The sequence below is a fragment of the Micromonospora sp. CPCC 205546 genome, assembly GCF_036902715.1.
Classification (GTDB): Bacteria; Actinomycetota; Actinomycetes; order Mycobacteriales; family Micromonosporaceae; genus Micromonospora.
The window spans coordinates 1-25,451 of the sequence record NZ_JBAKHL010000086.1; the positions used below are offsets into that span (position 1 = coordinate 1).

A 25,451-nucleotide genomic window follows, 5' to 3' on the forward strand; every position below is an offset into this window, starting at 1 on the left:
CGCCGCCGGCGAAGGCGAGCCCGGCAGCGGTCAGAGCGGTCCTACGCAGCATGTCGGTACGCATGATGGTCGGCACCTTTCGATCGGGGGTACCGCGACGCACACCAGAGGGGGGCGGGCGCGCCGCGGGTGGAGGAAAGGGTCGAATCCAGTGGTGCGCCCCTTCGATGAGGGGTGGGGCGCGTCCGGGGTGTAACGACGCGGGCCCGGCCGGCATTCCGACCGTCGGCCCCGGCCGCCAGGAGGGCCCCGGGGGGTCACGCGCTCACGATGGTTACAACGACCCGGGCCCCCGGCCCATGCCCGCCGGGCCGGTGGCGTCGGCCACCACGAAACCCCACAAACCGGATGAACAGCCCGAATCTATGGGCCCAGAACCGGACATCAGCCCCCAACCGCATCCCGCGCGTGGCCTGTGCTGGCCGGCCCGCCCAGCGGCGCGAGTCGGTCGGCCCGGGCCCGCAGGAAGCGCTGTTCGGGCAGGCTGGCGGTGCGCCGGGCCGCGAGGAGGTAGTCCTCCCGCGCAGCCGCCGTGTCTCCGGCGAGTTCCCGCAGGTGGGCGCGGGTGGCCACGAGTCGATGGTGACGGGCCATCCGGTCGTCGGCGGCCAGCGTCGACAACATCGCCAGGCCGGCGCCCGGACCGTCGGTCATCGCCACGGCGATCGCGTGATTGAGCGTGGCCATGGGATTGGGCGCGATCCGGCACAGCAGCCGGTAGAGGAACCTGATCTGCCGCCAGTCGGTGTCCGCCACGTCGGGCACCTGCACGTGCAGGCACGCGATCGCCGCCTGCAGTTGGTACGGGCCGAGCGGGCAACGCAGCATCGCGTCGGTGACGAGCCGGGTGCCTTCCTCGATCAGACCGGCGTCCCAGCGGAGCCTGTCCTGTTCGGCCAGCGGGATCAGGCCGCCCTCGGCGTCGGTGCGGGCCGCGCGGCGGGCGTCGGTCAGCAACATCAGCGCGAGCAGGCCGGCGACCTCCCCGTCGTCGGGTAGCGCACGGTGGATGGCCCGGGTGAGCCGGATGGCCTCGGTGGACAGGTCGGGCCGGTGCAGGTCGGGGCCGCAGGTCGCGGTGTAGCCCTCGTTGAAGACCAGATAGAGCACGTGCAGGACGGCGCCCAGCCGCTCGGCGTACGCCGGCGCGCGCAACGTCGTGTCGGTGGCCCGGATCCGTTGCTTCGCGCGGCTGATTCGCGGACCCATGGTGGCCTCGGGCACCAGGAAGGCGCTGGCGACCTCGGCCGTCGTGAGTCCGCCGACGGCCCGGAGCGTGAGGGCGACCTGCGAGGCCGGGGTGAGCGCGGGATGGCAGCACAGGAACAGCAGCGTCAGGGTGTCGTCGTGGTCGCGCGGAACCCGCTCGTCGGGGCCGGGGACGACCAACGCGTCCGGGAGTTCCCGGCTCGCGCTGACCGTCTCCCGGTCGCGGCGGGCCCGTTCGCTGCGGATCTGGTCGATGAACCTGCGGGCGGCGACCGTGATCAGCCATGCGCGGGGGTGCTCCGGTACCCCGTCGACCGGCCACTGGACCGTCGCCGCCAGCATCGCTTCCTGGAGCGCGTCCTCGCAGGCGTCGAAGTCGTCGTACCTGCGCAGCAGCGCGCCGAGAACCCGGGGCGCGAGCTCCCGCAGCAGGCGCCCGAGATCCTCGCCGCTCGACCCGCCCGGCTCAGCTCGCCGCCGCACCGCTCACCCGTCCGAGGCCGCGTCGGCCCCCATCGAGAAGATGACCTCACGGACCTCGACGCCGAGGCCCTCCACCCTGGCGTCGGGGATCAGCGCGGCCAGCTCGACGGCCCGGTCCCGGTCGGCGCACTCGACGAGGTAGTAGCCGCCCAGGTACTCCTTGGCCTCCAGGTACGGGCCGTCGCTCACCGCGGGCGCGCCCCCGCGGACCCGGACGACGACGCTCTCGGCGGGCTCGGCCAGCGCGGCCGACCCGAGCATCTCGCCGGACCCGCGGATCGTCGCGATGAACTCGTCGTGGCCCTGCATCACCTCGTTGCGTTCCTCCTCGGTGAGGGCCTCCCAGATCCGCGGGTTCATGTGCATGATCAACAGGAACTTCACGTCTTCTTCTCCTCGCCCGCGGGCGCCCCGGTGACGCCGCTCGCTCAGTGGTCGTCGCCGAGTGGCCGGTCTTGACATCGTGCCGGATCCGCAGGGCGGTCCGCCCGCGCCGCTCCGGCCCCGTACGGAAGGGACGAACAGCCGGAGCCGGGTGGAGCTGCCCCCGGACGGCCCGCGGCGGGCCGGTGGCGGGACGGTTGCGACCATGGCGGGCATGGAGATCTGGAACAACCCGTCGTGCTCGAAGTGCGCCGCCGCCCGCACCGCGCTCGACGAGGCGGGAATCGGCTACGCGGTGCGCCCCTACCTGGACCGGCCGCCGAGCGCGGCGGAGCTGACCGAGGTGCTGCGCCGGCTCGACGCGCGTCCCTGGGACGTGTGCCGCACGCAGGAGCCCGCCGCGGCGGCCCTCGGCATGGCCGACTGGCCACGCGACGAGGCGGCCGAGCCGCGTTGGATCGAGGCGATGGTGGCCGCCCCGGAGCTGATCCAGCGGCCCCTGCTGCTGCTCGACGACGGGGGAGCGGTCGTGGGGCGTACCGCCGGGGCGCTGGCGGAGGCGGTGCGCCGCAGCGGCGCGACGCCCGGCGCCGACGCGCAGCCCGGCCCCGACCCGACGGCGTAGCGCGTTTCCGGACGGGCGCGGCGGGAATGCGCCGCTCGCGGGCGAACGACCGGATGCCGCAGAGGAGGGGTCGGATGCCGCAACAGGGCCTGTCCACCGCCGCGAAGCGGCTCACCCCCGTCGCCGGGGCGCCGCTGTGGTGTGACGCGCGGGAGTTCGGGTTGCGCGGCGACGGCGTGACGAACGACCAGCCGGCGCTGTCGGCCCTGGTCGACCGCCTGGGCGAGGGCTACGCCGCCGACGGGCGGGCCCGGGTCATCCACTGCCCGCCGGGGCTCTACTCGATCCGGGACGCCGGCACGGTCTGGCGCAGCGGGGTGTCGCTGATCGGCGCGGGCCCGGGAGCGACGCGGTTCCTGCTCAGCAACGAGGGCAACCGGGCCGACCCGACGCCGTTGGCCTTCTGGACCACCGTGCAGCACGGCGCGAGCCGCGAGCGGTACATCGCCGACTGCACCTTCGCGGACTTCGAGATCGACGGTTCCGGCGTGGCGATGGTCGAGTACAACTACCTGGCCAAGGGGCTCGGCCTGCAGTACGTGGTGCGCGGCGTCTTCCGCAACCTCTACATCCACCACACCGGCGCCACCGGGCTCGGCTGCGACTTCCTGCAGGACAGCCTGATCGACGGCGTCGTGGTGGTGGGCTGCGGCCGGCTGGACAACGGCGAGGAGATGGGCGGCGCGGGCATCGGCGTCGGCATCGGCGGGTGGGGCGACGTGGAGCGTCTCACGATCGCCAACTGCACGGCCGTCGGCAACGGCACGAACGGGATCTTCCTGGAACTTCAGAAGGACTACTGGACCCCGCCGCGCGGCTACCGCATCATCGGCTGCCACAGCCAGGCGAACCGCTTCGGCATCTCCGACTGGGGCGCCGACGGGCTGATCGTCTCCGCCTGCACCCTGACCGGCAACCTGGAGGCGGGCTTCGACGTCTCCGGCAACGGCACGGCGGGGGTCGCCGGCCGGGGCGGCATCGTCAGCGACTGCGTCATCGACCGCAACGTCCGCGACGGGATCAGCATGGGCAACACGCCCGGCCCGTACACCGTGCGCGGGAACCGGATCAGCGCCAACGGCGAGTACGGCTACCACGAGCACGACCTGGGGCGCGGCCACCGGGGCGCGGCGGAGGGCGTCGTCGTCGACGGCAACGAGTTCTGGGACAACGGGCTGGACGCGATCCGCGTCGACCGGCCGATGACCGACGCGGTCGTGGTCGACAACCGGATCCGCAACAACGGCCGGCGGTGCGCCCCGGCCGCCACCGGCGAGGGCGAGTCGGTGCGCTACCACCACCGCTCCGTCACCGACCTGACCGCGCACTGGCCGCACGACGGGCACCGGGGCAAGGTGGTGCGGGTCGGCTCACGCATGGCGGTGGTGGTGTCCAACACCGACACCGACCTCACCCTCGCGGAGGTGCGGGCGGATTCGCCGACCGGCTGGAACGAGGACACGCCGCCGCCCGGAGCGGCGTACGAACTGCCGGCGGCCCCGCCGATCCGGGCGGGCATCACCGTCAACGCGCCGTTCGACTCCGCCACCGTGCGCGGCAACCGGATCTGGGACCACCGCGACGAGCAGACGCAGACCCACGGGCTCTGGATCACGCCGGCCGGAAGCTGCGTGTCGTGCCGGATCGAGGACAACGACCTCGCCGGCAACGCCGTCGGCGCGGTGCGGCTCGACACCCCGCCGGTCGGGGGGCGTTGGGAGCGCAACCACCACGACGTCGACTGACGCCGGGCGGTCAGCGCGCGTCGTCGGTGGGCGCCGTCGCCTCCGCGTGCCGGTCGCGCAGCCGGGCCCGGATCTCCTCCGGGGTGTACGCCCGGCGCCGCCGCTCGGCCCGGGCGATGACCACGCCCGACGCCGCGACGCCGGCCAGGCCGGCCAGCCCGAGGACCTTCCACCACCGCATCCGTTGCCGCATCGGCCTAGGGTAGACCCCCATGAGCATCAGCCTGGACGAGGCCGTGGAACTGACCCGCACCGGCGACGTGTGGGTGTTCCGGGGCCGCAGCGTGCCCGACCGGGCCATCCAGTTGACCACCAACAGTCCGGTCAACCACGTCGGCATGGCGGTCGTGCTGGACGACATGCCGCCCCTGATGTGGCACGCCGAGCTGGGCCGGTCGCTGCCGGACATGTGGACGGGCACCCACCAGCGCGGCGTGCAGCTGCACGACCTGCGCGACGCGGTCTGCGTCTGGGCCAACCGCTACGGCCAGCGGGGCTGGCTGCGCCAGCTCGACCCGGCGGCCGACGCGGAGATGGAGAGGGCGGTGCTGCGCACCGTCGCCCGCCTGGACGGCACCCCGTTCCCGTCCACCGCCCAGCTCGCCTGGCGCTGGCTGCGGGGCCGGGTCCCGGCGGTGCGACTGCCGGCCCTGCCCGGCCGGGCGGGGCTTCGCCCCGGCACACCGGCGCCCGACCGGGCCGGGGTGGCCGCGTCCGGGCGCGCGGGCACCGCCGCGCGCGACCGTGCACTGGAGACGGCGTACTGCGCGGAGGTGGTCGCGGTGACCTACGAGGCGATGGGGTTGCTGCCGGCGGGGCGGCGTCCCAACTGGTACGACCCGGGTCGGTTCTGGAGCGGCGACGACCTCGGTCTCGCGGGCGGCGCCCGGCTCGGAGCCGAGATCGAGGTGCGCATCCCGCCGCGCTGAGGTTTGGCCCGCCGCCCGGCCGGCAATTGCTGTGCGCGTGAGAGCCTCCACCGATCTGGACACGCTGACCGACTTCTTCGACCGGTACGGCGTGGCGCTGACCACCGGCGACGTGCCCGCCATCGCCGGCTGTTACGCCCTGCCGGGGCTGGTGGTCGCCGACACGTACAGCTTCTCGTTCACCTCGCCGGCGGCGGTGGCGCTGTCCTTCGTGGGCGCGGCCCCCGACTACCAGGAGCGCGAACTGGTCGCGGCGCACGCCGCGATCGAGGACGTGCAGCCGATGTCCGCGCTGCTGACCATGGTGACGGTGGAGTGGGAGTTCCTGGACAGCCGGGGCCGGGCGGTCCCGGGCGAGCGCTACCGCTACCTGCTGCGGTTCGCCGACGACGGCCCGGTCATCTGCACCGTCCTGCGCACCGCCTGACGGCCGGCGGGGGCCGCGGCACCCGTCGGTCGCGCCGGCCCGTGGGGGCACGGGAGCGGTCACGGCCGTACGCGAGCGGTCGCACCATGTAGCCATCGCCCGCTACGCTGCCCCGGACGACCGCGGGAGGAGTGTCATGTCCGGCATGCGCCGAGCATCGAACAGGTCCTACGGCACGACCGCCGTCGCGTCCTCGCCGTGGATCGTGGTCTCCGTCGGTGTCGTGGTGATGGTGGTCCTGCTGGCCATCGCGCTCGGCACCTACCGGGGTCGCGGTCCCGCGTTCGACGCGCAACCCGGCCCACCCCTGCCGACCGTCGGCCTCGCCGAGCCGATACCGTCGGCGACCAGCCCGACGGCGACCCGGTCGCCGCGGGCGACGGCCGCACCGTCGCGCCGGGTCACCAGCCGGCCCACGCCCGGGCAGTCCACACCCGCCCGCCGCAGCAGTCCACCGTCCCCGACGCCCACCGGCAGCGGCGACGCGGCGCTGATCGCGCCGCCGTCGTCCTCTGCGTCGCCGGTGACCGGCCGCTACCGGGTGCTGGAGTCGTACGCGGACGGGTTCGTCGGGGAGGTGCTGCTCAGCAACACGTCGGTGACCGGTCGGGGATGGACGGCGCGGCTGACCTTCCCGGGCGCGCGGCTGGGCAGCGCGTGGATCGAGGGCGGGCCACAGGGGACGGCGCAGCGGATCGAGGACGGCTTCACCTACCGCAGTGGCGGCGACCTGCCCCCGGGCGCGTCGACGGCGCTGCGGTTCTACGTCCAGGGCACGCAGAGCCGCCCGGCCGGCTGCACGGTCGACGGGGCTGCCTGCCGCCTCTAGCCACCCCCTATCCCTGCGGCCCGGCGGGTTCCCGCCGGGCCATGCCTTTTGCAAGCCTGCTGTCGTGTTACGACTTTGTTTGCAAGGTATTGCAGAACGTTTCGGCAAGAGCTAGCGTGCGGGCCAGTCAGCGACCAGAGGAAGGCGTCGATGAAACCCCCGCCGATACCGCGCAAGGCCCTGCTCGCCCTCGTCTCCCTGCTCACCCTCACCCTCGTCGGCACCCCGCTCGCCGTGCGCCAGCTCGGCGCCGACGCCTCCGACGGCACCGGTCCGCTGGCCACCGCCGGCGCCACGCAGTGGCGCGCCGAGCCCTCGGCGGAGGCGCTGCTCTCCGCGGGCACCAGCGGCCGGGCCCGCGCCGAGCAGTTCTACTTCGTCCTGCCGGACCGGTTCGCCAACGGCGACCGGCGCAACGACACCGGCGGCCTCGCCGGTGACCGCCTCTCCACCGGCCTCGACCCGAAGGACAAGGGCTTCTACCACGGCGGCGACCTCAAGGGCGTCATGGACCGGCTCGACTACATCGAGGGGCTCGGCACGACGGCCATCTGGCTCGCCCCGGTCTTCAAGAACCGTCCGGTGCAGGGCACCGGCGCCGACGTCTCCGCCGGCTACCACGGTTACTGGATCACCGACTTCACCCAGGTCGACCCGCACTTCGGCACGAACGAGGACCTGAAGCGGCTGGTCGCGCTCGCCCACCGGCGGGGGATCAAGGTCTATCTCGACGTCATCGTCAACCACACCGCCGACGTCATCAGGTACGCCGAGGACAAGTACACCTACGTGGACAAGGCGACGTCGCCGTACACCGACGCGCAGGGGCGTCCCTTCGAGGACCGCAACCACGCCGACGGCAGCCGGGGCTTCCCGAAGGTGGACACCACGTCGTTCCCGTACACCCCGACCTTCGCGACCCCCGCCGACGCGAGGGTCAAGGTCCCGGCGTGGCTGAACGACCCGACGATGTACCACAACCGGGGCGACTCCACCTTCGCCGGGGAGAACAGCGAGTACGGCGACTTCTTCGGCCTCGACGACCTGTGGACCGAGCGCCCCGAGGTGGTGCGGGGCCTGACCAAGGTCTACGCCGACTGGGTGGCGTCCACCGGCGTCGACGGCTTCCGGCTGGACACCGTCAAGCACGCCAACCTCGAGTTCTGGCCGCAGTTCAGCCAGGGCATCGAGCGCGCCGCCGCGCGCGTGGGCAAGAAGGACTTCTTCATGTTCGGCGAGGTCTACAGCGCCGACCCGGAGGTCACCTCGACCTACGTGCGCCGCGGCGGCCTGCCGGCCACCCTCGACTTCGCCTTCCAGGAGGCGGCCCGCGGCTACACCGCCGGGGACGGCTCCGCCAGGGCGCTCGCCGACGTGTACGCCCGCGACGACCTCTACCGCGCCCGCGACACCGACGCGCGCCGGCTCACCACCTTCCTCGGCAACCACGACATGGGCCGGATCGGCTCGTTCATCGCCGGCGGCGGCACCGACCCGGCCACCCACCTGCGCCGCGACCAGCTCGCCCACGAGCTGATGTTCCTCACCCGGGGCCAGCCGGTGGTCTACTCCGGCGACGAGCAGGGCTTCACCGGCCCGGGCGGCGACAAGGACGCCCGGCAGGACATGTTCGCCTCGAAGACCCCCGACTACCTCGACGACGACCTGCTCGGCACCGACCGCACCCACACCAGCGACCAGTTCGACCGCGCGCACCCGCTCTACCGGGCCATCGCCGAGCTGGGCGCGCTGCGTCAGGCGCACCCGGCGCTGCGCGACGGCGTGCAGGTCAGCCGGTACGCCGCCGACGGCCCCGGCGTCTTCGCGTTCTCCCGGATCGACCCGAAGCAGCGCACCGAGTACGTGGTCGCGGTGAACAACGCCGCGACGGCGCAGACTGTCACCGTGGACACCTGGTCGGCCGGCGCCACCTTCACCGGCGTCTACGGCGCGTCGGCCGCCCCGGTCGCCGGCGCGGACGGCAAACTCACGCTGACCGTGCCGCCGCTGTCGGCCGTGGTGCACCGCGCGGGCACGCCGATCGCGTCGCCCGACGCCGCGCCGAGGATCACGATCACCGCCCCGGCGCCCGGCGAGCCCGTCGCCACGAAGGCCGCCGTCACCGCGCAGGTCACCGGCGACCCGCTGGCCACCGTCACCGTCGCCGCCCGGGTCGCCGGCGGCAGGTGGACGCTGCTCGGCAGCGCCGACCGGGCCCCGTACACGGTGCACCACGACCTGACCGGGCTGGCCGGTGGCACGAGGATCGAGTACAAGGCCGTCGTCCGCGACGGGAAGGGCCGTACCGCGACCGCCCGGTCCACCGCGACCGTGGGCACCCCGGCGCAGTCCGCCTCCCGCGAGTGGGCCGTGGTGCACTACCAGCGCCCCGCCGGCGGCTACGACGACTGGGGCCTCTACGCGTGGGGCGACATCGACCCCGCGTACGCCACCGAGTGGCCCAAGGGGCAGCCGTTCGCCGGCGAGGACTCCTACGGCCGGTTCGCCTGGGTGAAGCTCAAGCCGGGCGCGAAGTCGGTCGGCTTCCTGGTGGTCGACAAGTCCGGGAACAAGGACGTGGAACAGGATCGGACGATCGACGTGACGAAGACCGGCGAGGTCTGGGTCAAGCAGGACGACCCGGCGACCTATCCGAGCCGGCAGGCCGCCACCGGCGAGCCGGACCCGCCGGTGGAGGACGGCACCGCCGTCATCCACTACCGCCGCGCCGACGGCAACTACGACGGCTGGGGCCTGCACCTGTGGGACGGCGCCGCCAACCCGACGGACTGGGCAGCCCCGCTCGCCCCGGCCCGGATCGACGCCTTCGGCGCGGTCTTCCGGGTGCCGCTGGCCGCCGGGGCGACCGGGCTGAGCTACATCATCCACTCCGGCGATGAGAAGGACCTGCCGACCGACCAGCGGCTCGACTTCGCCGGCGCCGGGCGGGAGGTGTGGCTGCTCGCCGGCACGCCCGGCCGGCTGCTGCCGTCCACCGCGTCCGCCGCCGGTCGCGACGTCGACATCACGAAGCAGAAGGCGCACTGGATCGACCGCTCGACCGTCGCCTGGCAGGCGGGGCCCACCGACGGCAGGACGTACGCCCTGGTGGCCGCCCCGGCCGGCGGGGTCACCGTCGCCGACGGCGAGCTGACCGGGACGTACACCACCCTGCCGTTGACCGCGCAGCGCAACGGGCTCACCGAGGCCCAGCGCGCGGCCTTCCCGCACCTGTGGGCGCACGGCGCCTTCACGCTCGACCGGCGGGACCTGGCGAAGGTCCCGGCGGCCCTGCGCGGGCAACTCCTGGTGACCGAGCGGGACGCCGAGGGCGCCCTGCTCGCCGCGACCGGCGTGCAGATCCCCGGCGTGCTCGACGACGTCTACGCCCGCGCCACCGACGCGCGGCTCGGGCCGACCTTCGCCGGCAAGGTGCCCACGCTGGCGCTCTGGGCGCCGACGGCGCAGCAGGTGTCGTTGCAGCTCTTCGACTCGCCGACCGCGACGCCGCGGACGGTGGCGATGCGCCGCGACGACCGCACCGGCGTCTGGTCGGTGCGCGGCTCCCGGGACTGGACCGGCCGGTACTACCGCTACCAGGTCCAGGCGTGGCAGCCGGCGACGCAGAAGATGACCACCGCCGCCGTGACCGACCCGTACTCGCTGGCGCTGGCGCCGGACTCCACGCACAGCCAGATCGTGGACCTCGCCGACCCGGCGCTCGCGCCGGCCGGATGGGCGTCGCTGCGCAAGCCGGCGGCGGTGCCGTCGACCAAGGTGCAGATCTCCGAGCTGTCGGTGCGGGACTTCTCGATCGCCGACGGCACCGTGCCGGCCGAGCGGCGGGGCACCTACCTCGCCTTCACCGACCCGGGCACCGCCGGCATGAAGCACCTGAAGGCGCTCGGCGACGCCGGGGTGACCCACCTGCACCTGCTGCCCGCGTTCGACTTCGCCACCATCCCCGAGCGCCGCGCCGACCAGCGGCAGCCGGCCTGCGACCTGGCCGCGCTCCCGCCGGACTCCGAGCAGCAGCAGAAGTGCGTCGCGGCCGTGGCGGACACCGACGGCTACAACTGGGGGTACGACCCGCTGCACTACACCGTGCCGGAGGGCGGCTACGCCGTCGACCCGGTCGGGGCGAAGCGCACCACCGAGTTCCGGCGGATGGTGGCCGGCGTGAACGGCGCCGGGCTGCGCGTGGTGATGGACGTCGTCTACAACCACACCTCGGCGGCGGGCGCCGACCCCAAGTCGGTGCTCGACCAGATCGTGCCCGGCTACTACCACCGGTTGCTCGACGACGGCAGCGTCGCCAACTCGACCTGCTGCGCCAACACCGCCCCCGAGCACGCCATGATGGGCAAGCTCGCCGTGGACTCCCTGGTCACCTGGGCCCGCGCGTACAAGGTGGACGGCTTCCGGTTCGACCTGATGGGCCACCACCCGAAGGCGAACATCCTGGCCGTACGCGAGGCGCTCGACGAGCTGACCGTCGCCCGCGACGGCGTGGACGGGAAGAAGATCCTGCTCTACGGCGAGGGCTGGAACTTCGGCGAGGTCGCGAACGACGCCCGATTCACCCAGGCCACCCAGGCCAACATGGCCGGCACCGGGATCGGCACCTTCAACGACCGGCTCCGCGACGCGGTGCGCGGCGGCGGGCCCTTCGACGCCAACCCCCGGGTGCAGGGCTTCGCCTCCGGACTGTTCACCGACCCCAACGGCGACGACGTGAACGGGTCCACGGCCCAGCAGCGGGCCCGCCTGCTGCACCAGCACGACCTGATCAAGGTGGGGCTCACCGGCAACCTGCGCGGGTACCGGTTCACCGACTCGTCGGGAGGGCAGGTGACCGGCGCGCAGGTCGACTACAACGGCTCGCCCGCCGGCTACACCGCCGCGCCGGGGGAGGCGGTCACCTACGTCGACGCGCACGACAACGAGATCCTGTACGACGCGCTGGCGTACAAGCTGCCGCAGGACACCACGGCGGCGGACCGGGCCCGGATGCAGGTGCTGGCGCTCAGCACGGTCGTGATGGGGCAGGGGCCCGGCTTCGTCACCACGGGCACCGAGCGGCTGCGCTCGAAGTCGCTGGACCGCAACTCGTACAACTCCGGCGACTGGTTCAACCAGATCCGCTGGGACTGCGCCCAGGGCAACGGGTTCGGCGCCGGGCTGCCGCCCGAGCAGGACAACCGGGACAAGTGGCCGTACGCCAAGCCGCTGCTGGCCGACCCGGCGCTGGTGCCGGACTGCGCGGCGATCGACCTGGCCGGGGCCCGCTACGCCGAGCTGCTGAAGATCCGGGGCTCCTCGCCGGTCTTCGGACTGACCACGGCGGAGCAGGTGCAGAAGCGGGTCGCCTTCCCGCTCTCCGGCACGCGGGAGACCCCCGGCGTGCTCACGATGACGCTGGACGGCCGGGGCCTCGACGGGCGGTGGAAGTCGGTGACGGTGGTCTTCAACGCCACGCCCGAGACGGCGACGCAGCGGCTGACCGGGCTGCGCGGGGCGGACGTGGCGCTGCACCCGGTGCTGCGGACCTCGGCCGACGAGGCGCTGCGGACGGCCTCCTTCGACCGGGCCAGCGGCACGTTCAGCGTGCCGCCCCGCAGCGTGGCGGTCTTCGTGCAGAACTGACGCGCGACGCGGGACGCCCCCCTGCCGCTGGTGCGGCAGGGGGGCGTCTGCGATGTTCGCCCGGTCCGTGCGGCCGGTGCCGGTGGCGCCGGCCGCACGTCACCCGAGGGTGGTTCAGCCGAAGCAGTTCTCCACGGGGGAGGGGCTGCCCAGGCAGTTCGTCGGCTTGTTGCCCTTGATCGCGGACTTGTCGTCCACGTTCACCTCGCCGCCGAAGTTGAACACCCCGCCAGGCCGGATGGTGGAGAAGTTGTGCGCCACCTTCGTGTCCTGCAGGTTGACCTCGCCGAAGGCGTTGAAGATGCCGCCGCCGATGCCGATCGGCCCGACGGCCCGGTTCCCGACGATCTCGCTGTCGCGGAACGTGACCTCGCTGAAGAGGTTGAACACGCCGCCGCCGAAGAAGCCGGCGACGTTCTCCTTGACCTCGGTCTTCTCCGCCGTGGCGATGGCGCCGAAGGCCAGGGCCATGCCGCCGCCGACACCCACGGTGGTGTTCTTGGCGATCGTGACCTTGTGCAGGTGGAGCTGGCTGTCGTCCGCCGCGGCGATGCCGCCGCCCGCGATCACCGCGTTGTTGTCGGTGATCTTGGAGTACTTGACGGTGGTGTGGCCCTCGATGTCGAGCAGGCCGCCGCCGAAGCCGATCGTGTCGTTGCCGCTGATCTCGCTCTTCTCGATCCAGACGGTTCCGCCCTCGACGTCGTCGCGGAAGATGCCCGGGGCGCCGTTGGCGATGCCGCCGCCGCCGATACCCGAGTTGTTGTCCTTGACGTTGGACTCGTCGATCTTCAGCACCCCGGCGTTCAGGATGCCGCCGCCGAAGAAGAAGGCGGTGTTGTCGGCGACCGTGGTGTGGCGCAGGCTGGTCTTGCCGAAGTTGGCGATGCCGCCGCCGCTGCCGCCGGCCTGGTTCTCGACGATGTGACTCTTCTCGATGTCGGCGGAGCCGCCCGGCTGCACCAGGATGCCGGCCCCGTCGTTGGGCTCCGGCTCCTCCAGCACACCGACGTCAGCCTTGGCCGCCGCGGCCTTGGCCGCCGCCGCGCCCTTCGGCGCGGCCTGGAGCAGCGGCAGGTACGGCTTGCCGGCCTTCGCCGCCGCCGTCGCCTCGACCGAGTTGGAGTAGCGCGACCAGACGGACTCCGGCGTCACCATCGGCACCAACTGCCGCTCGACGGTCTGGCCGTTCTTGATGGTCAGACCCTTGAGGGTGAGGTGCCCGCCGTTGCCGACGTTGAAGATCCGGAACTGCTCGGCGGTGGCCTCCCGCACGATCTTGGTGTCGTGGCCCTTGAGCGTGACGGACTGCGTGATCACCGGCAGGCCGTTGCCGAGGTCGTCGTGCCGGGTCAGGGTGTAGGTGCAGCCCTTGGCCAGTTCGAACACGCCGCCGTGGTTGGCGTTGGCGTACACGATCGCCTGGATCAGCTTGTCGGAGTCGCAGGGCACCTCCTTCCCGCGATCCTTGTGGTCCCGGTCCTTGTCGTACCGGTCCCGGTCCTCCTTGCCCTCGCGGCCCTGGTCGCCCTCGCGGCCCTTCTCCTCACGGTCCGCGCCCCGGTCGCCGTCCTTGCTGACCTGCTGCGCGGTGGACCACTTCAGGCCGTCCACGCCGACCGCGCCGGCGCCGGTGGCAACGCCCACGGCGGCGAGGCTGACCACGCCGGTCAACCCGGCCACACCGCTGGCGAGCCAGAGCTTGCGGCGACGCTTCGGCGCCGCCGGCCGCTCGGAGTCGTTGTTCGTTAGGTAGTTGGACATCGGAGCTCTCTGCCCTCTCCTCGTACCAGACAGGGTCGCGGCGCCACAGGCGAGCGTCCCCTGCTACAAATCGGTTGTAGCTCCCGAACCAGACGTTATGAGAATCTTCCTCGCCTCGGGGCGATATCCGAAAGAAGCCCACATTAGGTGCGTCGTCCGTACGTCGGGGACTGCCCGACCGTTACGGAGCGTGAGCGCCCGGGAGGGCTGGGAGGGGGCGGGGAGGGCCGGAGGGGTCGGGGAGGGGCCGGACGCCGGCCCGGGCGCCGAAACGGGAGGCCCCTCCCCACGGGTGTGGGAAGGGGCCGTCCTCTATGTGGATCAGCCGCTCGCGGTCAGGCGAAACAGCCGGGAACATTGGTGCAGTTGGTGGGCCGGTTGGCCGTCACGGCGGACTCCTCGTCCAGGGCGACCGTGCCGCCGGGCGCGTTGAAGATGCCCCCGGGCGCCAGGGTGGCGACGTTGTGCGCCACCCTGGTGTCGTCCAGCGCCACGGTGCCCCCGCCGCTGTTGTGGATGCCGCCGCCCCGGCCGAACGGCCCGACGGCCCGGTTGCCGACGACCTCGCTGCGCCGCAGCGTGACGTCGCTGTCCTCGGTGAAGATCCCGCCGCCGAAGAACCCGGCGGTGTTCTCCTTCACCGCGCTGTCCTCGATGGTGGCGGTGCTGTCGTCCGCCACCACCAGCCCGCCGCCGACCCCGGCGGTGACGTTCCTGGCGATCGTGGCGCGCGTCAGCGCGAGCTGGCTGTCGTCCGCCACCGCGATGCCGCCCCCGGCGAGCAGGGCCCGGTTGTCGGCGACCTTCGACTCGTGGACGGTGGTGATGCCCCCCACGTCGAGGATGCCGCCGCCGAAGCCGACGGTGTCGTTGCCGGTCACCTCGCTCTTGTAGACCCAGACCGAGCCGCCGTCGACGTCGTCCGAGAGGATCCCCGGGGCGCCGTTGGCGATGCCGCCCCCGCCGATCCCGGCGTTGCCGTCCTTCACCTTCGACTCGTCGATCTGGAGCACGCCGGCGTTGAGGACGTTGCCGCCGTACAGGAAGGCGGTGTTGTGCGCGACGCTGCTCCCGCTCATCCGGGTGTGCCCGAAGTTGGCCAGGCCGCCCCCGCTGGCACCGGCCTGGTTGTGGGTGATCTCGCTGTGCAGGATGTCGGCGCTGCCGCCCGGCTGCACCAGGATGCCGGCGCCGTCGGCGGAGCCCGGCTGCGCCAGGGTCCGCACGCCGCCCGCCTGCCCGTCGGCCTTCGCCCCGGTGGCGATCTTCACGCTCCCGGCGGCCGGCGTCGCAGGTTTCGCCCGGGGCGCGGCGCCGTTCGCGCGGGCCGTGGCCCCACCCGCCCGGGCCGTGGCCGTGATCGAGGTCGAGTACCGCGACCAGAGCGCCTCCGGAGATCCGGGTGCCACGCCGTCGAGGGTCTGGCCGCCCTTGACGGTCAGGCCCTTGAGGGTGAGGTGTCCGCCGCTGCCGACGTTGAGGATCCGGAACCGCGCGGCGGTGGCGTCGCGGACGATGGCGGTCCTGTCACCCTTGAGTGTGATCGGCTGGGTGATCACCGGCAGCCCGTTGCCCCGGTCGCTGCGGGTCAGCGTGTAGGTGCAGCCCTTGGCCAGCTCCAGCGTACCGCCCCGCGATCCGTTGGCCCGGATGACGGCCTGGATCAGCTTGTCGGAGTCGCAGGGCACCTTGCTGCTCCGGCCCCCGTGGTCGCGTTCCGCACCGCTGCGCCAACCGCCGGCCTGCTGGCCGCCCCAGTCGCCGCCGGCCCGGTCCTCGTCGCCCCTGGCCGCGTCGCCGACGGGTCCCGCCTGCTCGTCGGCCTTGACGGCGTCACTGACGTTCTGCTTGGGGGTGGACGAGCGGGCGTCCGACAGGCGGTCCCCGTCGGGCTTCTCGTCGCGGGCGGCCACGCCGCCCAGGGCCGCCAGGCCGACGATGCCGGTCAGCCCGGCCACGCCGGCGGCCACCCAGAGTTTCCGTCGTCCCTTCGTCGGCGTGCCCCCGGGGGCGTCGCCGTCGGGAGTCGTCACGTCATTGGACATCAGTGCATTCCGCCCTTTCCTGCTACCAGACGGGGCCGCACCGCCCGAGGCGGCGTGACCAGCTACAAATCGGTTGCAGCCTCTGACGCCCACCGTATGAGAAGGATCCTCGCGACGAGGACTTATCCGAAAAAACCCCACATTGCCCTCGTATCGGGCAGCGAACGGGGCAACACGGCGGCCCGGGCAGGAAGCGGGTGACCGACGCGGACGCCGACGGTTGGGCCCCGCCGCCGGCGCGATCGACGTCCGACACGTCGCGCGCCGACGACGGGCCCGTCGTGCGGGTGGGAACCCTCGGGTCAGCCCGGCAGTCGCGGGCCGGCCTCGCGCTGTTCGGCCAGCCAGGTCTCCACCTCGTCGGCGGCGCGCGGCAGCCCGGCGGAGAGGTTCACCGCGCCGGCCGCGGTCACCAGGATGTCGTCCTCGATCCGGATGCCGATCCCGCGCAGCTCCTCGGGCACCAGCTCGTCCTCCGGCTGGAAGTAGAGCCCCGGCTCGACGGTGAGCACGTAGCCCTCGCCCAGCGTGCCGTCCCGGTACTTCTCCTTGCGGGCGTTCGCGCAGTCGTGCACGTCGATGCCGAGCATGTGGCTGGTGCCGTGCAACGTCCAGCGCCGGTACACCGTCGACCGACCGTCCATCGCCTCGTCGACGCTCACCGGCAGCAGACCCAGGTCGGACAGCGCCTGGGCGAGGACCCGCATGGCGCTCAGGTGGACCTCCCGGAACGCCACGCCGGGCCGGATGGCGTCGATGCCCGCCTGCTGCGCGGCGTGGACCGCCTCGTAGACCTGGCGCTGCAGCGGCGTGAACCGCCCGTCGACCGGCAGCACCCGCGTCACGTCGGCGGTGTAGAGGTTGCGGTTCTCCACGCCCATGTCCATCAGCAGCAGCTCGCCCGGTCGGGTGGCGCCGTGGTTGTGCACCCAGTGCAGGATCGTGGCGTGCTCGCCGGCGCCCACGATCGAGCCGTACCCGACGTCGTTGCCGTCGTGCCGGGCGCGCAGCGCGAAGATCCCCTCCAGCAGCCGCTCCGACACGCCCCGGTCCGCCGGCAGCGCCCGGGCCACGTCCTCGAACCCCCGCACGGTCGCGTCGACCGCGTCCTGGAGCTGGGCGATCTCCCACTCGTCCTTGACCAGCTTCAGCTCCGAGACGGCGATCGCCAGCTCCCGGTCGCGGGCCGGCCGGTCGTCGGCGCGGTGGCCGTCGTACGGGCGCACGGCCGAGTCCACCCGGGCGTCGAAGCCGCGCAGCACCCGGGTACGCCCCGGCGCCAGGTCGGCCAGCGTCGCGTCCAGCTCGGTCAGGTCCGCCGTGGGCAGGCCCAGCTCGGCCGACTTCTCGGCCAGCGTGTGCCGGCGCCCCACCCACAGCTCGCCGGTGCGGCTGCGGAAGAACTCGTCGGTCCGCCGCGACGAGCGGGGGCGCATGTACAGCGTGGCGTCGTGGCCCGAGCCGTTCGGCCGCAGCACGAGGACGCCGTCCGGGTCGTGGTCGCCGGTCAGGTAGACGAAGTCGCTGCCCGGCCGGAAGGGGTGGTCGGTGTCGTTGGCGCGTACCTTCTCGCCGCCGGTCGGGATGACCAGGGTCTCGCCGGGGAAGGCCGCCGAGAGCGCGGCCCGTCGCTCGGCGTGGTTCGGCACCTCCGGCCGGGGGTCGACCGGCAGGGTGGTGTCGCGCCAGCCCTGCCGCATGAACGCCAGGAACGCCTCGGGGAAGTCGGGGTCGTGCGACTCGGTGCCGTCCGCCGGCCTGCTGTCGGTACGTCCGTCGGTCATGCCTCGTTCCCTCCGCGTCGTCGCAGCTCAGACGGTACCGCGCGGCGCCGGGGGCCGGTCGCGCCGGGACCGCGGGCAGTGCCGTGGGCGACGGACGCCACCCGTGCGTGCCACCCGCCGCGCCCCGCGCGGTCCCCATCGGGCCCGTGACCTCGCGGCGGGGGGAGAGCCCAGCGGTGCCGCGACGCCCGCTCGGGCCGCGTGGAAAGATGACCACCATGTGCGGACTCCTGGCCTTCTTCAGTGCGCGCGGCGACGCCGCCGCCCACCGCGACAACATCGCCGGGGCGTTGGAATGCCTGCACCACCGCGGACCGGACGAGACCGGTGTCGAGGTGGTCGGCGACGCCTCCGGCCGGTACGCGGACGGGGTGTTCGCGCACAAGCGGTTGGCGATCATCGACGTGGCCTCCAGCCAAGAGCCCCTGTCCTACGCGAACGGTCGCTACCTGCTCACCTTCAACGGCGAGATCTACAACTACATCGAGCTGCGCGAGGAGCTGATCCGGGACTTCGGCGCGCAGTTCGCCACCGCCGGTGACGGCGAGGTGATCGTCGCCGGCTACCACTTCTGGGGCGAGCAGGTGCTCACCCGGCTGCGCGGCATGTTCGCCTTCGTCGTCTGGGACCGGCAGGAGCGCCGCGCGTTCGGCGGCCGGGACTACTTCGGCATCAAGCCGCTGCACTACCTGGAGACCGCCGACGGCCTCTACCTGGCCTCGGAGAAGAAGGCGCTGCTGCCCTTCGCCCACTCCAACTACCAGGGCGACGCCGGCATCGACACGGCCAACCTGAGCCACTACCTGACCCTCCAGTACGTGCCCGAGCCCGGCACCCTGCACAAGGGCATCAGCCGGATCGGCTCCGGCGAGTACCTGACCTGGACCCCGGGCGGGCGCATCGACGTGCGCCGGTGGTACCGGCCGGTGTTCCGGCCCACCCCGGTCGACGACGAGCAGCGGCTCTACCACGAGATCCGGGAGACGCTGCGCGAGAGCGTGCGGATGCACATGCGCTCGGACGTGCCGGTCGGCTCGTTCCTCTCCAGCGGCATCGACTCGACCGCCGTGGTCGCCCTGGCCCGGGAGTTCAACCCGAACATCCTCACCTTCACCGTCGGCTACGACGTCCCGGGCTATTCGGAGATCGACGTCGCCCAGGACTCGGCCCGCCACCTGGACGTGACGACCATCCCGACCAAGATCGGGCCGTACGACATGATCGAGGCGCTGCCGAAGATCGTCTGGCACCTGGACGACCCGGTGGCGGACCCGGCCCTGGTGCCCCTCTACTTCGTGGCCAAGAAGGCCGCCGAGCACGTCACCGTGGTGCTCTCCGGCGAGGGCGCCGACGAGTTCTTCGGCGGCTACACGATCTATCGCGAGCCGCTGTCGTTGAGCTCGGTCAACGGGCTGCCCGACGGGGTGCAGAAGGGGCTGCGGGCGGTCTCCAAGGCCATCCCGCAGGGCGTGAAGGGCAAGAGCTTCCTGGAGCGCGGCACCACGCCGATCGAGCAGCGCTACTACGGCAACGCCCGGATGTTCACCGAGGAGGAGAAGCAGCACCTGCTGCGCCGCTACGACCCCTCGGTCCGCTACACCGACGTGACCGCGCCCATCTACGCCGAGTGCACCGAGCTCGACGACGTCACCAAGATGCAGTACGTCGACCTCTACACCTGGCTGCGCGGCGACATCCTGGTCAAGGCCGACCGGATCTCGATGGCGCACTCGCTCGAGGTGCGGGTGCCCTTCCTGGACCGGGCGGTCTTCGACGTGGCGTCGAGGATCCCCGTGGACCTCAAGCTCCCGCCCCGCTCCGACGCCACCAAGTACGCGATGCGTCAGGCGCTGCAGGGCGTGGTGCCGCCGGCCATCGTCAACCGCAAGAAGCTGGGCTTCCCGACCCCCACCCGGGTCTGGCTGCGCGGCGAGATGTACGAGTGGGCCCGGCACGTGCTCTCCACCTCCGGCGCCGGCGACCTGCTCGACCTGTCGTACGCGATGCGGCTGCTGGAGGAGCACAAGCGGGAGGAGGCCGACCACTCCCGCAAGGTGTGGACGGTCCTGATCTTCTGCATCTGGCACGCCATCTTCGTCGCCAAGACCCTCGACCCGGGCATCCAGCGCAACCAGTCCGCCCTGCTCACCAAGCCCGTGGTCGGCTCCATGGTCCGCTGACCCGGCCCGACCCCGGGCCCGGCCCCGGGCCGTGCCCCTCCCCGGCCGAGCCCTCCCCGGGCCCGGCTCGGCGGGACACGGCACTGCGGACGGTCCTGCCGGCGGCCACGCTGTCGATCAAGAGGTTTGCGTCCTCCGGGAACGATTCCGGAGACGCAAACCTCTTGATCAATTCAGGGCCGGGGATCCGGGTCCGGGGGTCCGGGGCCGGGCGCCCGGGAGGGTGGGTCAGCGGCCGGAGCAGGTGACCGTGGGCAGGGTGTTGGTGCCGGTGGTGGTGGCGACGAAGCCGAAGGTCGTGGTGGCCTCCGGTGCGAGCGTGCCGTTGTACGGCGCGTTGGTCACGGTGACCGAGGAGCCCGAGCCGCTCAGTTGGCCGCTCCACAGGCTGTTGATGGTCTGCCCGCTGGGCCAGGTCCAGTTGGCCGTCCAGCCCGACCACGTCGACGAGGTGTGATTCATGATCATGACCTCACCCTGGAAGCCGCCGTTCCAGGAGCCGATGACCTTGTAGACCGCCATGCAGTCACCGCTGTGCGGCGGCGGCGTGGTGGGGTTCGGCGGGGGAGTCGTCGGGTTCGGCGGCGGGGTCGTCGGGTTGGACGTCGGCGGGGGCAACGTGCCGCCCGGGCCGACGCCGGTCACCTCGCCGTTGCCGCCGTCGAAGGTGACGTCCGAGCAGCCGAAGAAGTTCTCCTGGCTGTCGGAGCGGACCCAGCGGGAGTAGATGAGGTGCCGGCCGCTCTTGTTGGTGGGCAGGTTGCCGCTGAAGTAGTAGTGCCCGTCGTTGGTGCCGCTCGAGCCGCGCTGCGGCGGGTTGGTCACCGTCAGGAACGGCTCCTCCAGGTCGCTCCAGGCCAGCGGCCGGTCCGGGCTCCAGCTGTCCTTCGTGACGTAGAAGTAGAACGTGCCCGGGTGGTGGGCCCAGTTGCTGTAGCGGAACTCCATCCGGGCGCCGGCCGTCAGGTGGGTCAGCGGCCAGTCGGTGCGGGCCAGGTCGTAGCCGGCAAAGCCCGGATTGCCGCCGCTGCACAGCTTGCCGTCCGGGATGAAGCCGACGGTCCGGCCGCCGGCGTCGGAGCGCAGCACGCTGAACCAGTTGTAGAGCGAGTTGGCCCCACTCTGGGCCACGGCGGCGGAGCAGGCGGGATTGTTCGGCTTGATCTCGCCGGTGCTGGTGAGGCCGTCCTTCCAGCAGAGGTAGGTGCGGCTGCCGGGGGTCATCGGGGTGCCGTGCGCGGCGGCGGGGTCGGGCCCCGCCGTCAGGGCGACGGCGCCCACGAGAAGGGTCGCGGCCGCGGTGAGCAACGCGGCCGTACGCGATCGGTGGGACACGGGTTCTCCTCACTCGCGGGACGCGGGCGCCCCACGGGCAACGTGCGGGGATGGCAGCACCGGCCGCCCCGCTGAAACGCGGATACGACGGTCGCGGCGGACGTGCCCCGGCGCGGATGGCCGGCGTACGTGCGCCGTCGGCGGCCCGACTCGCGGGCCGCTGCCCTCGCGTGGATGTGAACCCGGCGCCGGTGGCGCGGCAGCCCCCGCACCTCCCGGCAAGCGCCATCCCACCACGCGACGCCGACGTCGCGCAATAGCCGTTGCTCGATGTGTCAGTAGCGCTCGGCGAGGTGCTCGCGGCCGGGCGGCGGCGCGTAGGGCTCCGGCCAGAACTCGGTGACCTCGCGGACCAGACCGGCCTCGTCGAGGTCGAAGAAACTGGTGGCCGCGAGCTGCGCGCCCTCGTGGGCGCAGGTGATCCAGGTGGCGGCGTGCCGGCCCGAGACGACCGCCCGCGTCACCGTCAGGTGCCAGCCGTCGGGGTACTCCCGGTTGAACCGCACCACCGCGGACCGGCCGGTGATCCGCTCGCGGGTCTGCGGCAGGTGGTAGACCACGTCGTCGGCGAGCAGCCGGCCGAAGGCATCCCAGTCCCGCGCCTCGCACGCCGCCCAGTAGGCCAATACGGTGGCTTCAGCGCTCGTCATGGCGCGTACTGTGCCAGCCTGGTGCGACAAGATCGGTCGGCGCCCGCCGTGGACGGAGGAACGGGATGGGATACGCGGTGGTGCTCGGCGAGGCACTGGTCGACCTGCTCGACACCGAGCGCGACGGCGAGCCGGTCTACCGGCAGGCCGTCGGCGGCGGGCCGCTGAACGTGGCGGTCGCCGTCGCCCGGCTCGGCGGGGCGGTGCAGTTCGTCGGGTCGCTCGGCGACGACGTCCTGGCGGGGCGGATCCGTGACTTCCTGACCCGGGCGGGCGTCGGCCTCACCGGGGCGGTCACCGTTGCCGCCCCGACCGCGCTGGCGGTGGCCACCTTCGCCGGTCCCGAGCCCGACTTCCGGTTCTACGGCGAGCCGCCCTCCTACGTCCTGCTCGACCCCGACGACCTCGACGCCGACCTGGTCGCGGGCGCCGACGTCGTCTACTGCGGGTCGATCGTGCTGCTCCGGCCGCCGGCGCTGGCCGCCGCGCGCCGGGCCTGGGGGCTCGCCTCCGGGCTGCGCGTCTTCGACCCGAACGTCCGCCCCCGGCTGCTCGACGGCCCGGCCGCCCTCGCCGGGCTGCGCGAGGTGGTGGCCGAGTTCGCCGCCGGCGCCCACCTCGTCAAGCTGAGCGCCGCCGACGCGAAGCTGCTCTATCCCGGTGAGCCCGAGGAGGGCGTGGCGGCGTACATGCGGGAACTCGGCGCCGGCACCGTGGTGGTCACGCTCGGCGCCGCCGGCGCGGTGCTCGCCGCCGCCGGCGCCGATCCGGTACGCGTACCCGCGCCGAAGGTCGACGCGGTGGACGCCACCGGCGCCGGCGACTCCGTGATGGGCGCGCTCGTCGCGGACCTGCTGGTCGACGGCGAGCCGGCCGACCCGGCGGCCTGGGCCGGGCGGGTGGCGTTCGCGCTGCGGGTCGCCGGCCTGGTCTGCGAGTCGCCCGGCGGAGCGACCGCCATGCCCACCCGCGCCGAGGTCCTCGCCCGCTTCGCCGCCTGACCGCCCCCGCCCGCCCCGGCCGAGCGGGATGGGGCGGCCGGAGGGGGCGTCAGGCGGTGCCGTCGAGTTCGGCGTAGCCCCGGCGGACCGCGTGCAGGCTGGGACGGGCGCCGAAGGGCGCCTCGGCGGCGACGCGCTCGGGCGGGGCGCCGCCGGCGTGCCCGGCGCGGATGAGCCGGGCCAGCTCGGCGAGCTGGGCGTGCTGGGCGCGGACGAACCCGGCGTCCACCGGCTCGCCGTGCCCCGGTACGACCACCGTGGCCGCGGTGGTCATCCGCAGCAGCTCCGCCACCGCGTCGGGCCACCGCAACGGGTACGAATCCTCGAAGGCGGGCGGGCCGCTCTGCTCCACGAGGTCGCCGGCGACCAGCACGTCGGCGTCCGGCACGTGCACCACCAGGTCGCCGGCGGTGTGCCCCCGGCCGGGATGCCGCAGCACCACCCGCCGGCCGCCCACGTCGAGCACGGTCTCGCCGTGCACCCTGTGCGTCGGCGCGAGCAGCGCGGTTCCGGCCAACTCCCCGGCCAGGGCGGGATGCTCGTCGCGCAGCTCCGCGTACGCCTCCCGCAGCAGCCGGTCCGGCTCGCGCATCGCCTCGGCGGCGGCCTCGTGCGCGTACACCGGGCGGGGCGGGTCGGCGGCGAGGGTCGCGTTGCCGAAGCAGTGGTCGAAGTGGTGGTGGGTGTTCACCACCGTCCACTCGGCGGCGGTGACCGCCCGCGCCGCGTCGGCGAGCGCGGCGGCCTGCCCGGCGGTGGAGAGCGTGTCGACGATCAGCGCGGCCCCGTCGCCGACGACGAGGGTGACGTTGACGTGCAGCAACGGCTCGCGCAGCACGTGCACCCGGTCGGCGACCTCCACGAACCGGGCGGTCACGACGACCGCATCGCGCGTGCCACGAAGCGCTGCCGGTCGACCAGCACCCGCTCCACCCGGCCCTCGGCGACCGTCTCGTCGCCGTCGTGGACGCTCACCTCGAAGCGCAGCCGCCGCCCCTCCACCTCGGTCAACCGGGCCTGCGCCACCACGGTCCGCCCCACCGGGGTGGCCGCGCGGTGGTCGAGCTCGACCCGGGTCCCCACGGTCGTCGATCCGGCGGGCATCCGGGTGGCGGTGGCCGCCACCGTGGCCGCCTCGGCGAGGGCGAGCACGCGGGGCGTGCCCAGGACGGGCACGTCCCCCGAGCCGACCGCCTGGGCGGTGTCGGCGTCGGTGACGGTCAGCTCCACCCGGGCGATCAGACCCGGGGTCAGCACGGATTCCGGCTGCTCCTGCACGGCCAGAGCCTAGACGAGGCGGCACGGGCCGGTGGTCGGCGTCGGTTGATGCCGTCCGCGCCGTTAACCTTGACCGCGATGTCTGTCGTGGCCGACCCCCAGCCCCCCGCCCGTACCGAGCCGCCCGTCCCGCCCGACGGGGGGCGTCGCCGGGTGGTCGCGATGACGGTGTGGGGCGTCGCCTTCGTCGCCGGCTGGCTCGGCATCGGCCTGCCGACCGATCCGGCGTACGCGTTCCTCTGGATCTGGGCGGGGACGATCGCCTGGAACAGCAGCCGGCCGTGGCGCAGTCACCTGCGCTTCGCGCGGGACTGGGTGCCGGTGGTGCTGCTGCTCGCCGTCTACAACCTGTCCCGGGGCTTCGCCGACAACGGCGCCACCCCGCACGCGTACGAGCTGATCGTCGCCGACCGGGTGATGTTCGGCTGGGCGACGGGCGGGCAGGTGCCGACGACCTGGCTCCAGGAGCACCTCTACCGGCCCGAGGTGCACTGGTGGGACGTCGCCGTGAGCTGGGTCTACTTCTCCCACTTCGTGGTGGCGTTGGCCGCCGCGGCGGTGCTCTGGCTGCGCGACCGGGGGAGGTGGGCGGCCTTCATGCGCCGCTGGGGCTTCCTGTGCGCCACCGGCCTGGTCACCTACTTCCTCTACCCGGCCGCCCCGCCCTGGTGGGCGGCGCAGAACGGGCTGCTCGAGGAGGTCGCCCGGATCTCCACGCGCGGGTGGAAGGCGTTCGGCATGCACGGGGCCGGCAACCTGCTCAACGCCGGGCAGATCGCCTCCAACCCGGTGGCCGCGATGCCCTCGCTGCACACCGCGTTCGCGCTGTTCGTGGTGCTGTTCTTCCTGCGGCAGACCCGCCGCCGCTGGTGGCCGCTGCTGTTGGCGTACCCGCTGGCGATGACCTTCACCCTGGTCTACTCGGGCGAGCACTACGTCATCGACGTGCTGGTCGGCTGGGCGTACGTCGGAATGACCTTCCTCGCGGTCGGCCTGGCCGAGCGCTGGTGGGCGGCCCACAAGGCCCGCCGGGCCTCGGCGGAGCCCGACGCCGCGCCGGCCGACCCGCCGGCCTCGGCCGAGCCGCCGCCGGTGACGGCGGCCCGCTGAGCGCCGCGGGCGGGGTCAGCCCGCCCG

Annotated in this window: 19 protein-coding genes; 9 read left to right on the plus strand and 10 right to left on the minus strand. The window is 73.3% G+C overall.

Annotated elements, in window-relative coordinates; all coding sequences use genetic code 11:
• Positions 1-384: 384 nt before the first annotated feature.
• Both V6U77_RS26720 and V6U77_RS26725 read right to left on the minus strand, forming a co-directional pair.
• Positions 385-1,692, minus strand: coding sequence for an RNA polymerase sigma factor (locus V6U77_RS26720; RefSeq protein ID WP_334609491.1), 1,308 nt, complete (start codon positions 1,690-1,692; stop codon positions 385-387).
• A 3-nt stretch (positions 1,693-1,695) separates the two neighbouring features.
• Positions 1,696-2,076, minus strand: coding sequence for a YciI family protein (locus V6U77_RS26725; RefSeq protein ID WP_334609492.1), 381 nt, complete (start codon positions 2,074-2,076; stop codon positions 1,696-1,698).
• 214 nt (positions 2,077-2,290) lie between these two features.
• On the opposite strand from V6U77_RS26725, the gene V6U77_RS26730 reads away from it, so the two are divergent.
• Positions 2,291-2,701 carry an ArsC/Spx/MgsR family protein gene (locus V6U77_RS26730; RefSeq protein WP_334609494.1) on the plus strand — a complete coding sequence of 137 codons (411 nt, stop codon included), beginning with the start codon at positions 2,291-2,293 and terminating at the stop codon, positions 2,699-2,701.
• Positions 2,702-2,775: 74 nt separating this feature from the next.
• Positions 2,776-4,446, plus strand: a complete 1,671-nt coding sequence (locus tag V6U77_RS26735; RefSeq protein WP_334609495.1) for a right-handed parallel beta-helix repeat-containing protein — start codon at positions 2,776-2,778, stop codon at positions 4,444-4,446.
• Positions 4,447-4,456: 10 nt separating this feature from the next.
• Here the strand turns inward: V6U77_RS26735 and V6U77_RS26740 are convergent, their stop codons facing one another.
• Positions 4,457-4,639, minus strand: a complete 183-nt coding sequence (locus V6U77_RS26740) for a hypothetical protein (protein ID WP_334609512.1) — start codon at positions 4,637-4,639, stop codon at positions 4,457-4,459.
• Between the two features lie 19 nt (positions 4,640-4,658).
• Here V6U77_RS26740 and V6U77_RS26745 point away from each other — a divergent pair, with 19 nt between their 5' ends.
• From V6U77_RS26745 to pulA, 4 genes are all read left to right on the plus strand, one after another.
• Positions 4,659-5,375: a hypothetical protein gene (locus V6U77_RS26745; RefSeq protein ID WP_334609496.1), complete on the plus strand. Its 717-nt coding sequence runs from the start codon at positions 4,659-4,661 to the stop codon at positions 5,373-5,375.
• 37 nt (positions 5,376-5,412) lie between these two features.
• The gene (locus tag V6U77_RS26750; RefSeq protein ID WP_334609497.1) at positions 5,413-5,802 is read left to right on the plus strand and encodes a hypothetical protein; all 390 of its coding nucleotides are present in this window, start codon (positions 5,413-5,415) and stop codon (positions 5,800-5,802) included.
• Between the two features lie 145 nt (positions 5,803-5,947).
• Positions 5,948-6,631: a cellulose binding domain-containing protein gene (locus V6U77_RS26755; protein ID WP_334609498.1), complete on the plus strand. Its 684-nt coding sequence runs from the start codon at positions 5,948-5,950 to the stop codon at positions 6,629-6,631.
• 150 nt (positions 6,632-6,781) lie between these two features.
• Positions 6,782-12,277, plus strand: a complete 5,496-nt coding sequence (gene pulA, locus V6U77_RS26760) for a pullulanase-type alpha-1,6-glucosidase (RefSeq protein ID WP_334609499.1) — start codon at positions 6,782-6,784, stop codon at positions 12,275-12,277.
• Positions 12,278-12,391: 114 nt separating this feature from the next.
• Here the strand turns inward: pulA and V6U77_RS26765 are convergent, their stop codons facing one another.
• The 3 genes from V6U77_RS26765 to V6U77_RS26775 all read right to left on the minus strand — a co-directional run bounded on the left by V6U77_RS26765 (position 12,392) and on the right by V6U77_RS26775 (position 17,870).
• A complete protein-coding gene (locus V6U77_RS26765) occupies positions 12,392-14,041 on the minus strand; it encodes a hypothetical protein (protein ID WP_334609500.1) in 1,650 nt (549 codons plus the stop codon).
• Positions 14,042-14,376: 335 nt separating this feature from the next.
• Positions 14,377-16,086, minus strand: coding sequence for a right-handed parallel beta-helix repeat-containing protein (locus tag V6U77_RS26770; protein WP_334609501.1), 1,710 nt, complete (start codon positions 16,084-16,086; stop codon positions 14,377-14,379).
• Between the two features lie 302 nt (positions 16,087-16,388).
• Positions 16,389-17,870 (minus strand): aminopeptidase P family protein, encoded by a 1,482-nt coding sequence (locus V6U77_RS26775; protein ID WP_334609502.1) that lies wholly within the window; start codon positions 17,868-17,870, stop codon positions 16,389-16,391.
• A 218-nt stretch (positions 17,871-18,088) separates the two neighbouring features.
• Between V6U77_RS26775 and asnB the strand changes: the two genes are divergently transcribed.
• The gene (gene asnB / locus V6U77_RS26780) at positions 18,089-20,050 is read left to right on the plus strand and encodes an asparagine synthase (glutamine-hydrolyzing) (RefSeq protein ID WP_334609503.1); all 1,962 of its coding nucleotides are present in this window, start codon (positions 18,089-18,091) and stop codon (positions 20,048-20,050) included.
• A 228-nt stretch (positions 20,051-20,278) separates the two neighbouring features.
• Here the strand turns inward: asnB and V6U77_RS26785 are convergent, their stop codons facing one another.
• Both V6U77_RS26785 and V6U77_RS26790 read right to left on the minus strand, forming a co-directional pair.
• Positions 20,279-21,385 carry a lytic polysaccharide monooxygenase gene (locus tag V6U77_RS26785; RefSeq protein WP_334609504.1) on the minus strand — a complete coding sequence of 369 codons (1,107 nt, stop codon included), beginning with the start codon at positions 21,383-21,385 and terminating at the stop codon, positions 20,279-20,281.
• Between the two features lie 275 nt (positions 21,386-21,660).
• The gene (locus V6U77_RS26790) at positions 21,661-22,035 is read right to left on the minus strand and encodes a nuclear transport factor 2 family protein (protein WP_334609505.1); all 375 of its coding nucleotides are present in this window, start codon (positions 22,033-22,035) and stop codon (positions 21,661-21,663) included.
• Between the two features lie 65 nt (positions 22,036-22,100).
• Between V6U77_RS26790 and V6U77_RS26795 the strand changes: the two genes are divergently transcribed.
• Positions 22,101-23,036: a PfkB family carbohydrate kinase gene (locus tag V6U77_RS26795; protein ID WP_334609507.1), complete on the plus strand. Its 936-nt coding sequence runs from the start codon at positions 22,101-22,103 to the stop codon at positions 23,034-23,036.
• 49 nt (positions 23,037-23,085) lie between these two features.
• Here the strand turns inward: V6U77_RS26795 and V6U77_RS26800 are convergent, their stop codons facing one another.
• Together V6U77_RS26800 and V6U77_RS26805 are read right to left on the minus strand one after the other, a co-directional pair.
• Positions 23,086-23,913, minus strand: coding sequence for an MBL fold metallo-hydrolase (locus V6U77_RS26800; protein WP_334609509.1), 828 nt, complete (start codon positions 23,911-23,913; stop codon positions 23,086-23,088).
• Positions 23,910-24,320 carry a thioesterase family protein gene (locus tag V6U77_RS26805; RefSeq protein WP_442934520.1) on the minus strand — a complete coding sequence of 137 codons (411 nt, stop codon included), beginning with the start codon at positions 24,318-24,320 and terminating at the stop codon, positions 23,910-23,912. The genes V6U77_RS26800 and V6U77_RS26805 overlap by 4 nt, the downstream gene beginning before the upstream one ends.
• 72 nt (positions 24,321-24,392) lie before the next feature.
• Between V6U77_RS26805 and V6U77_RS26810 the strand changes: the two genes are divergently transcribed.
• Entirely contained in the window at positions 24,393-25,424 is a 1,032-nt protein-coding gene (locus V6U77_RS26810; protein WP_334609511.1) for a phosphatase PAP2 family protein, read from the plus strand.
• Positions 25,425-25,451: the final 27 nt, after the last annotated feature.

What these genes read in the sequence shown, in the direction of transcription:
- V6U77_RS26790 (WP_334609505.1), bottom strand. Translation starts at nt 22,035, where the DNA reads ATGACGAGCGCTGAAGCCACCGTATTGGCCTACTGGGCGGCGTGCGAG.
- V6U77_RS26740 (WP_334609512.1), bottom strand. Translation starts at nt 4,639, where the DNA reads ATGCGGCAACGGATGCGGTGGTGGAAGGTCCTCGGGCTGGCCGGCCTG.
- V6U77_RS26735 (WP_334609495.1), top strand. Translation starts at nt 2,776, where the DNA reads ATGCCGCAACAGGGCCTGTCCACCGCCGCGAAGCGGCTCACCCCCGTC.
- V6U77_RS26770 (WP_334609501.1), bottom strand. Translation starts at nt 16,086, where the DNA reads ATGTCCAATGACGTGACGACTCCCGACGGCGACGCCCCCGGGGGCACG.
- V6U77_RS26745 (WP_334609496.1), top strand. Translation starts at nt 4,659, where the DNA reads ATGAGCATCAGCCTGGACGAGGCCGTGGAACTGACCCGCACCGGCGAC.
- asnB (WP_334609503.1), top strand. Translation starts at nt 18,089, where the DNA reads ATGTGCGGACTCCTGGCCTTCTTCAGTGCGCGCGGCGACGCCGCCGCC.
- V6U77_RS26795 (WP_334609507.1), top strand. Translation starts at nt 22,101, where the DNA reads ATGGGATACGCGGTGGTGCTCGGCGAGGCACTGGTCGACCTGCTCGAC.
- pulA (WP_334609499.1), top strand. Translation starts at nt 6,782, where the DNA reads ATGAAACCCCCGCCGATACCGCGCAAGGCCCTGCTCGCCCTCGTCTCC.
- V6U77_RS26765 (WP_334609500.1), bottom strand. Translation starts at nt 14,041, where the DNA reads ATGTCCAACTACCTAACGAACAACGACTCCGAGCGGCCGGCGGCGCCG.
- V6U77_RS26755 (WP_334609498.1), top strand. Translation starts at nt 5,948, where the DNA reads ATGCGCCGAGCATCGAACAGGTCCTACGGCACGACCGCCGTCGCGTCC.
- V6U77_RS26775 (WP_334609502.1), bottom strand. Translation starts at nt 17,870, where the DNA reads ATGACCGACGGACGTACCGACAGCAGGCCGGCGGACGGCACCGAGTCG.
- V6U77_RS26730 (WP_334609494.1), top strand. Translation starts at nt 2,291, where the DNA reads ATGGAGATCTGGAACAACCCGTCGTGCTCGAAGTGCGCCGCCGCCCGC.
- V6U77_RS26810 (WP_334609511.1), top strand. Translation starts at nt 24,393, where the DNA reads ATGTCTGTCGTGGCCGACCCCCAGCCCCCCGCCCGTACCGAGCCGCCC.